This is a genomic window from Hydrogenovibrio sp. 3SP14C1, from assembly GCF_029625905.1.
Classification (GTDB): domain Bacteria; phylum Pseudomonadota; class Gammaproteobacteria; order Thiomicrospirales; family Thiomicrospiraceae; genus Hydrogenovibrio.
This window is the reverse complement of record NZ_JARTLM010000210.1, coordinates 1-255: the sequence shown is the minus strand read 5'-3', so window position 1 is coordinate 255 and position 255 is coordinate 1. Positions and strand designations below refer to the sequence as shown.

Annotated in this window: 1 protein-coding gene; it reads left to right on the top strand. The window is 58.8% G+C overall.

The window, feature by feature from the left end:
- The coding region (locus tag P8629_RS12285) for an N-succinylarginine dihydrolase (RefSeq protein ID WP_278166387.1) at positions 1-255 on the top strand (255 nt) is incomplete at both ends.

Sequence of the window (255 nt, the reverse complement as noted above, 5' to 3'; positions counted from 1 at the left end):
CCCGGCTGAATCAGGTCAATCCGGGTCAGCTGATTTTCGCCCAGCAAAACCCGGAGGTGATTGACCATGGCGTATTCCATAACGACGTGATTGCCGTCTCCAACCGTCAGGTACTGTTTTGCCACGAGCAGGCGTTTGTGGACCAGCAGGCACTGTTCGGGATCCTTCGCAGCCGCGTGCCGGGCTTTACCCCGCTGGAGGTGCCCACAAAGGCGGTCTCGGTCGCGGATGCCGTAGCCACCTATCTCTTTAACA